Origin of the sequence: Macrococcoides caseolyticum, assembly GCF_002902665.1 — a bacterium.
GTDB lineage: Bacteria > Bacillota > Bacilli > Staphylococcales > Staphylococcaceae > Macrococcoides > Macrococcoides caseolyticum.
Genome location: NZ_PPRM01000091.1, coordinates 4,348 through 13,078 on the forward strand (window position 1 = coordinate 4,348; position 8,731 = coordinate 13,078).

The window sequence follows — 8,731 nt, forward strand, 5'->3', positions numbered from 1 at the left end:
TCACTTTTATCAACTAACTTATTGAACCTCGGTAATCCTGAAGTGACGATTTCATCATCCGTATAATGATGTTGAATTAAGAAATCTTTTTCATGTTCAGTCGACACAACGACTAAATCGAAATGTATTTTATTTTTATCAATATAGTCGCTAATATCATTGTAGAAAACGCCATGCTGTAAAAAGACTTTTTTATAGTTTAAAATATCGCCAAATGTTTCTAGTAAACCTTTCTTACCGTAACCTTCAAAAGACATATACCTTTCGATATCATAAGCATTTACACAAACTTTGCTATTTAAAAAGTACAAGATATGTTTAAGCGTATTAATTTTTATGACCTTATCAGTTTTGTCATTAGTATGTAAATAATAGCCGTTATTGTATTTTTTATTAAAATAATTAAAAAATAAATAAGAACTATTATCAGACATCGTATCGTGGCGCTCTCCAAACAATATAATGTTTTTTCTTATAAAATATGGTTTGGTTAGCCAATACAATATCCTTATTTTAGCTCCAGTTCTAAGCTTTTTATTTTTAATATCAAAAATTTTATTAATTTGAAATTTAAATTTTTTTTGTAAACTCAGATTTAAATATAGTAAGCAGTTTTCTTTTAGATTAAAATATTTCTGATTTCTCAAGCGATTTTCTTCAGAAATATTTATAATATATGGATTATCGCTAATTAACTCATATTCGGTATGTTTGAATTTCGAAATATCAAAATTAATCTTTATTAGATCTAAAATTTTTATATTATTTTCAGGATACACAATGTGACCTTTATTACTTTGCCATCTTATATTGCATGGCAATGAATAATTAACAAAGATGGATAGACATTTATCATTTTTCTCTATTCTCACTATATTAATCATACTGCTCCTTAATTTATATATTTATTTTAATTTTTCTATATATCTTTTTCGTGATTATTTTAATTCTAATACACATCTTTGTCGAATAAAAATTAACTCTATCAGGAAACATTTTATTAATGTTAGGTGTATTAATATGTTTATGAACCATTTCAAAGTAAGGTTTTTGTTTAATGAATCCTGTGTAATCTAAATTATTAATCACCTGATACAAATATATTTCCTTAATTCTATTTTTATCAACACCCGTCTTTACAGCAGAAGTATTTAAATAATCATCTATTATTTTAGTTATTTCAATTAGTTGATTATTTTGAGCAGCCTGTAATAATAATGGAAACATTATATAATTTGTGATTCTATAGCCATAGAACTTTAACGCTTTATGGAGTTTATTTTGTTCTAAAATTGAATGCACTTTAATATGTGATTCAATTAAATTCATCATGTACTCCTTTACATTATTATTAATCGTCTGAGTTGCAGAGTTATTCTGCTCACGGATATGATAGTAATAAGATACATCTTCAATTGTATAGATAACCTTACTTTTCACATATGCAGCAACAATAAATTCATGTTCTTCAGCAAATTTAAGATTAATGGGAAACAATAAATCACGTATTAAATTTTGTTTAAACAGCTTGGCAGTCGGTCCAATAGAGTGCAGGATTTCAGGATTTTCTTCTAATGTTTTATACCCACCTTTATAAACCCCATCTAACAGGTAGGTAGAAATTTCTTTATCTTGACCATTTATTTTGTGAACCATCTTCCCAATAACGATATCAGCATCCTTTTCAAGTGCAGCTGTATAAAGTTTTTGCATAGCATCTATAGGGATTGTATCATCGCCATCGATAAAATAGATATAATCCCCTGATGATATCTCAATACCATAATTTCTAGTTGCACTAACACCTTGATTTTCTCGGCTATAAAGTTTAAATCTGCTGTCATCGATAATTTCACGTTCTACAATTTTTTGTGAGTCATCTGTTGAACCATCATTGATTAATATACATTCAAAGTTTTTAAATGTTTGATTTTTAACAGATATAATAGTATCGACGATATATTCTTCCTGATTATATATTGGTATTATAATAGATATCTTCATGTTACATCCCTAACCTTCTTCATCTATAAACTTTATGAGTTGATTTGTAGCATCTCCATTATTGTACTCATTCCATCTTTGATTCAATTTTTCATTTGGTATTAACTTTTCACTAATGCGTTTCATTAATTCTTCATTCGTTCGAATGACCTCGCTATCAATAAATTCAAAATAATTATCTACTAATCCTCTTTTTTCATTATATTCTTCGAGATCATAATTATAAAATAGAACTGGAATATTTAAAAAGCTCGCTTCTATCGCTAATGATGAGTAGTCAGTAATAATAATATCAGATATAAGCAGAAGTTCAGTCGTCGTCATTTTAGTATCCCATTTATTCTGAGACTTTAGATTTACAGCCGGATGTAACTTTACGAAACATTGATATCTTTCATCAAGTGCTGAGAAATCAATTGGTAATTCATGAACTACCATTTCGTAGTCTCTATAAGTCGGTACATAAGAAACAACTATTTTTTCTGCTGGAATACCATGGCGTTTTCTAATAGTGTCGTTTTCTTTTTTTCGGTTTAATTTTTTATATTTATCCATTCTAGGTAGGCCTATTCTCAAAAAATTTGAATCAGATAGACCAAAACTTTTTTTGAATATATTTTCCATCACATTAGATCCTACTAGCACGTAATCAAATGTATTATATACGAGCTTATACTGTTTCATTGCTTTATCAGATGCGTTTTTTAAGCTATGATCCTGAAGTCCAAACTTTTTTAAGGCCCCTGCTGCATGCCATGTCTGAATTAGTTTTTGTCCCCTTTTCTTCTTCATTCCAGCTAGTATTAAATAATAAGTATCGACTATAATCCATTTAGAAGTCGACAAATGATAGAGCTCTTTAATAACACCCTTATTAGATTGTGAAAAACTATGATATTTATAACCTTTGATATAATTTCCTAATTTAGGGTGATATATCACTACCACATCATACCTGTCAGGTATCTGCTTTAAGATCGGATCAATATCTTCTTGAAATGTAACATAAATTGTTATTTTGTTCTTTCTTACTTTAGTGAACTGAAATATTAATGAAAATATTGCTAAAATGTTTAAATACAATGTTTTAATAATAGTTCTCTTCATATCAATCAACTCTCTCATTGTGTATAATCATAAATATATATTAACATAGATTGGAGCAATATCATGGGTAAAAATATCGTTATTCTAGTCCATAATGTCTATTACATGGGGGGAACCACAAGAGCAGTCACTAATCTTGCGAATATGCTGAATGATATCGGACACAACGTTACAATTGTTTCAGTATTTAAGGGGCAACGTGATACCTTTTTTAAATTTAATGAAAATATTAAATTAAAATCACTAATTGATTATACAACTTTAAATCAACACTCTATTACTGAAATTATTAATAAAAAGATTAGAAAAATATTTACACAATGGAGTTACCCACAATATATTCATCCTGATGAACCTGGCATAAATCAATTTTCTAGATATTCTGAAGCATTGATCATTCGTTTTTTAAAACATTTAAAATGTGATATGATAATTTCTACTAGAGCTAGTTATAATTTATTAGTTGCTCAATACGCACCTGAGCATGTCATTAAAATTGCTCAAGAACATATGTTATTTGAAAAACACTCACAAGCTCTAAAAGAAAGTATCATAAAGTATTATTCGAAATTTGATCTTGTGATTTCATTGACACAAAAAGATAAAGACATCTATGAGTCACATTTAACTTCATCCAGAATAAAAGTGATACCTAACGCATTACCTAAAGGGTTTTTTAATTTAAAGACTGATAAAGAAAAAAGTAATATTATAATCAGTGCAGGACGTTTTGAAAAAGAAAAAGGATTTGACTTATTAATTAAAACTATCGCTTTAATAAAAGATGATATCAGAGATTGGAAAGTTAATATTTATGGAGATGGCAAAGAGAAGGCAGTATTACAGGAATTAATCGAAAAAAATAACCTAAATGAAATCCTCACATTGCATCCAACTACAAAAAATCTTCCTACATTACTAGAAGAAAGTAAAATTTATATTTTGCCTTCCAGATATGAAGGTTTTGGATTAGTTTTAATAGAAGCAATGGCTAAACATAATGCAGTGGTCGCATATGGTTGCCCAGTTGGGCCTTTAGAATTGATTAATGATGAAGTAAACGGTTTATTAGCTCAAGCTGAATCATTAACTGATTTATCCAATCAAATATTGAAAGTTATTAATAATCAATCTTTATTCAATACCCTTCAGCATAATGGTTTTGAATTCAGCAAAAAATTTGAATATGAAGTCATTCGAAACCTTTGGAAAAATACTATAGAAAGTGTGAATAAAACATTATGAGACGAGTAATAACTTATGGAACATTTGATTTACTTCACTATGGACATATCGAATTGTTAAGACGTGCAAAAGAATTAGGTGAATATTTAATTGTTGGATTATCAAGTGATGAATTTAATAAGCTTAAAAATAAGAAATCATATTATAATTATGAACAACGTAAAATGATGTTAGAATCAATACGTTATGTTGACTTAGTAATAAAAGAAGAAAACTGGGAGCAAAAAGTAAAGGATGTTACACTTTATGAAATTGATACATTTCTAATGGGCAGTGATTGGAAAGGTGAGTTTGATTATCTAAAAGACTACTGTGAAGTCGTTTACTTAGAAAGAACTGAAGGCATATCTACAACTCAAATAAAAAAAGAACTTTATGGCAATTAATTTAATCAAAAATCGCAATAGTCATAAGACTACTGCGATTTTTTTCTTACTTTTCTTTTATCATTTAAATTTTTCTTAAAATGTTCTTGTTCTTCTTTACTCATCTTTTTGAAATCATTAATAAACTCTTCATAATGCTTCATAACAGTATCTTTGTCACCAAATTCTTTTAAAAATCCGCCCTCAATCCAAGCAATTTTTGTACAGAATTTCTTTACTTGTCCTAAATTGTGACTCACAAAAAATATTGTTTTATTCTGCTCTTTAAACTCTTGCATTTTTGCTAAGCTTTTATCAGCAAATGTCTGATCACCAACCGATAATGCTTCGTCTATTACTAGAATATCAGGATTTACAGTGACACTAATAGCAAAGCCCAACTTTGATTTCATACCACTAGAATATTTTTTCACGGGTTGATAAATAAAATCCCCTAACTCCGAGAATTTTACTATCTCAGGCGTAAGTGCTTTAATTTGTTTCTGAGAATAACCTAATAACAGACATTTAAATTCAATGTTTTCCATACCTGTTAAATTTCCATTTAATCCAGCATTAATAGCAATTACGTTAACTTCTCCATATTTTTCTAAATTACCTTCAGTAGGTGGTATGATGCCTCCTATTATATTCGATAATGTCGACTTACCTGAACCATTGATACCGACAAGTCCGATTACATCACCTTCATAAGCGGTAAACGTAATATCTTGAAGTGCATAAAAATCCTCCCCCGCTTTACCTGGGATTATTAGATCTTTTAATCTTTCCTTATTAGATTTGTACATTCTATATTTCTTGGTTACATTTTTAATTACTACTGATTCATTCATAACTTATTCACCTATTCACTGGCTTATTGTTGCGCGATTCTCTTGATATATTCCATTACTTCTTCACGCATTTCTTCGTTTTTTAAGGCAAAATCTATAGTAGTTTTAACAAACCCAAATTTTTCTCCAACATCATGTCTAACACCTTCAAAATTATAGGCATAAACAATATCATCTCGATTTAACCTTTCTATTGCATCAGTGAGTTGGATTTCTCCGCCCGCACCTTCACTTTGATTTTCGAGATAGTCAAAAATATCAGGAGTCAAGACATATCTTCCCATAATAGCAAGATTAGAAGGGGCCGTTCCTTGTTCAGGTTTTTCTACAAACTTATTAACTTTGTATAATCTGTTGTCCTGCTCTAATGGATCAACTATTCCGTATCGATGTGTATTCTTTGGATCTACTTCCTGGACACCAATTACAGATTTAGATGTAGCATCATACTGAGCAACAAGTTGATGAATCGCTGGTTCATCAGATTCAACGATATCATCGCCAAGCAGTACTGCAAATGGCTCATCTCCAATAAATTGTTTTGCTGTCCAAATGGCATGACCTAATCCCTTAGTTTCTTTTTGACGAACATAAAAAATATTAGCGAGGTTAGTTGAACGTCTTACTGACTCTAACATTTCAAATTTTTCTTTCTCAAGTAAAGCCATTTCTAGTTCGAATTGATTATCAAAGTGGTCTTCAATTGCTCGCTTATGCTTACCTGTTACGATAATAATATCTTCTATACCTGCAGCAACAGCTTCTTCAACGATATATTGTATCGTAGGTTTATCAAGAATCGGTAACATTTCTTTAGGCATTGCTTTTGTTGCAGGCAAGAATCGTGTACCGAGACCAGCAGCAGGAATAATCGCTTTTTTTACTTTCTTCATTTTACAACATCCTTTTATTTATTTAGTTAGTTATAGCATCATATACTCTTTCACAGTTGTTTCTGTCATTAAATTCATAAAAATCTTCAACTCTTTGAACATATTTTTCTTCCATCTTACTATTATTATTTATTAAATTCTTTAATTCCTTAAATAGAGAGTTGTATTCATTAACCACTGGTCCAAAACCATGGTTTTCAAATGAAAAATAACTTTTTTCGAAATGATGTTCATCAAATTGATAATATAATACAGGTTTTTTACAGTAACTGAAATCAAAGTGAACACTTGAAAAATCTGTTATTAATATTGATCCTTCTTTAAATAAATCTTGGTAGCTCGTATCAAAATTTGGTATAACTACTCTATTATCAGGTGTAAAGTCTTTGATTTGAGTTCTAATATCTGGATGTGGGAAGAAATATAATTCATATCCATGTTCCTCTAATAAATCCATCAATTGTTTGTCTTGAATTACTTCATTGATTTTATTAAAATATTCCGTATCTTTAAAATGGTCATTATATAATCTATTACCTTCAGAATCTCGCGTCGTACTAACTAAATGTTTTCTCCAAGTCGGCATAAACAAAATCTTTTTATCTGAATCTGAAGTTAATTTATCAAACCTAGGCATACCCGTTAATTTAACTTCATCCTCTGTATAATAATAATTATTTGTTAACATTGAATCATATTCTAACCTTGACGAGGTAATGAGTTTGTCAATATTCTTACTAAATTTATTAAACCAATTAGAATGATCTACCATAGTCACACCGTGCTGTAAGAATACTAATTTAAATTTAAATAAATCTTGATAATATACGATTGTGCTTCCAAAAGGGTTTAAAACCCATTCATCAATATGGCTGGAGATAATCTTATCTGATAATAGATACAATAATTTATGTTTATAACTCCCATAACCAACAACATTATAGCCATTTGATTTTAATGTAGTATAAGTATCTGTATTTTTACGAACAATAAAATATTTCTTAATATTATCATTTTTTTGATTAGCATATTCAAGCAATGCTTGTGCATTATCATCACCTTTATTGATTCTGTCATGCATTATCCATATATCTTTTTTCTTTAAAGTATTAAGTGCATGGTGTACTGTTCTAAATAACACAGCCTTATAACCAGGTTTACCCTTTTTCATTAAAAACTTCATTTTTTCTATTTCTTTTTTAGTGTGTTCCTTGACACTATATTTTTTAAAAATCAACTTATTATTTTCTATGTAATATAATAAGTCTTCAATTACAGCATACGACGTTTTCTCTTTTTTATTTAATTTTGAAAATCTTAATGTATTTGTTAATAACTTAACAAATGATTTATCTGATTTAAAATAAAATGATATTTCGTTATTAGTCACGAAGTGTTTGGGGATTTCTAAAGTAAATCCATATTTTTTCTGGGTAATTTCATCAAATGAAACACTATCTTCATTTGCTCTTCTAAACAATTTACATGGAAATTGTCCATTTCCTACTTTAGCGATAATTTCAAAATTTTCGATACCTGCAAAGCTTCTGAACCCACCTTCAATAATCAAATTATCATCTTTAATATTAACAATCTCGACATCTACGGCTTCTTTTGTCAACTTATTCAAAAATGTATTCTTATACATTAAATACACGTTTGATTTCCCTTCAATAACTTTAAAAGGATTTAAACCTGCATACTCGTTCTTCATCATTAGCGCACGCTTCTTATGCAATTGGCTGAACTTAGTAGATATAATTATATCATCATCTATAAATTGCAAAGTTTTCTTAATATTTTCTTTAAATTCCTCATATTCTTCTTGCGTTAGCGGAGTAGAATCACAGTCTAATACTCTAAACTTGAATTTCAAATCATACATAATAATATTCTGTACATATTTTGGAATAAACCCTAACTTTTCTATAGTAATATTTAGTAAATCTAAACTAAATCTTTCTAATGTATGATTATACCAATTACCGTTTTCTTCCATTGTTTGGATTGCACTGCTACCATCTTCCCTTACGCGATACATATAGGCAGCGTCTTTAACAACTCCATACCTACCCGATTCCAAAATAATACTTGTAGAATATTTAGCGTCTTCACCGATTTTACATGTTTCATCAAACTTAAACTGTTTCGCCACTTCTCTTTTTACGTAAGTAGATGCGGCATGCATTAATATAAGATTGTATTGATCATAAATATCAATGATTCTTGTTTGATTAAACTTTCTATTTAGTACATGATTCCC

The 8,731-nt window shown here is 29.0% G+C and carries 8 protein-coding genes; 2 read left to right on the forward strand and 6 right to left on the reverse strand.

Going from position 1 to position 8,731, the window contains the following annotated elements; translation table 11 throughout:
- From CD152_RS10195 to CD152_RS10205, 3 genes are all read right to left on the reverse strand, one after another.
- The coding region (locus tag CD152_RS10195) for a CDP-glycerol glycerophosphotransferase family protein (RefSeq protein ID WP_240592402.1) at positions 1-884 on the reverse strand (884 nt) is incomplete at its 3' end.
- A gap of 13 nt (positions 885-897) precedes the next feature.
- Positions 898-2,004, reverse strand: a complete 1,107-nt coding sequence (locus tag CD152_RS10200) for a glycosyltransferase family 2 protein (protein WP_101039545.1) — start codon at positions 2,002-2,004, stop codon at positions 898-900.
- A gap of 9 nt (positions 2,005-2,013) precedes the next feature.
- Positions 2,014-3,111: a CDP-glycerol glycerophosphotransferase family protein gene (locus CD152_RS10205; protein ID WP_157820104.1), complete on the reverse strand. Its 1,098-nt coding sequence runs from the start codon at positions 3,109-3,111 to the stop codon at positions 2,014-2,016.
- 63 nt (positions 3,112-3,174) lie between these two features.
- On the opposite strand from CD152_RS10205, the gene CD152_RS10210 reads away from it, so the two are divergent.
- Together CD152_RS10210 and tagD are read left to right on the forward strand one after the other, a co-directional pair.
- Positions 3,175-4,356 carry a glycosyltransferase family 4 protein gene (locus CD152_RS10210; protein WP_103214748.1) on the forward strand — a complete coding sequence of 394 codons (1,182 nt, stop codon included), beginning with the start codon at positions 3,175-3,177 and terminating at the stop codon, positions 4,354-4,356.
- Positions 4,353-4,742, forward strand: coding sequence for a glycerol-3-phosphate cytidylyltransferase (tagD, locus tag CD152_RS10215; RefSeq protein ID WP_012656559.1), 390 nt, complete (start codon positions 4,353-4,355; stop codon positions 4,740-4,742). Before CD152_RS10210 ends, tagD begins: the two co-directional genes overlap by 4 nt.
- A gap of 29 nt (positions 4,743-4,771) precedes the next feature.
- Here tagD and tagH read toward each other — a convergent pair whose 3' ends face one another.
- The 3 genes from tagH to CD152_RS10230 form a co-directional block, all read right to left on the reverse strand.
- A complete protein-coding gene (gene tagH, locus CD152_RS10220) occupies positions 4,772-5,575 on the reverse strand; it encodes a teichoic acids export ABC transporter ATP-binding subunit TagH (RefSeq protein ID WP_012656558.1) in 804 nt (267 codons plus the stop codon).
- 23 nt (positions 5,576-5,598) lie between these two features.
- On the reverse strand, positions 5,599-6,468 hold the full coding sequence (galU, locus tag CD152_RS10225; protein ID WP_086038428.1) for a UTP--glucose-1-phosphate uridylyltransferase GalU: 870 nt from the start codon (positions 6,466-6,468) through the stop codon (positions 5,599-5,601).
- Between the two features lie 22 nt (positions 6,469-6,490).
- Positions 6,491-8,731 (reverse strand): CDP-glycerol glycerophosphotransferase family protein (locus CD152_RS10230; protein ID WP_205757045.1); only part of this gene is annotated, 2,241 nt, incomplete at its 5' end.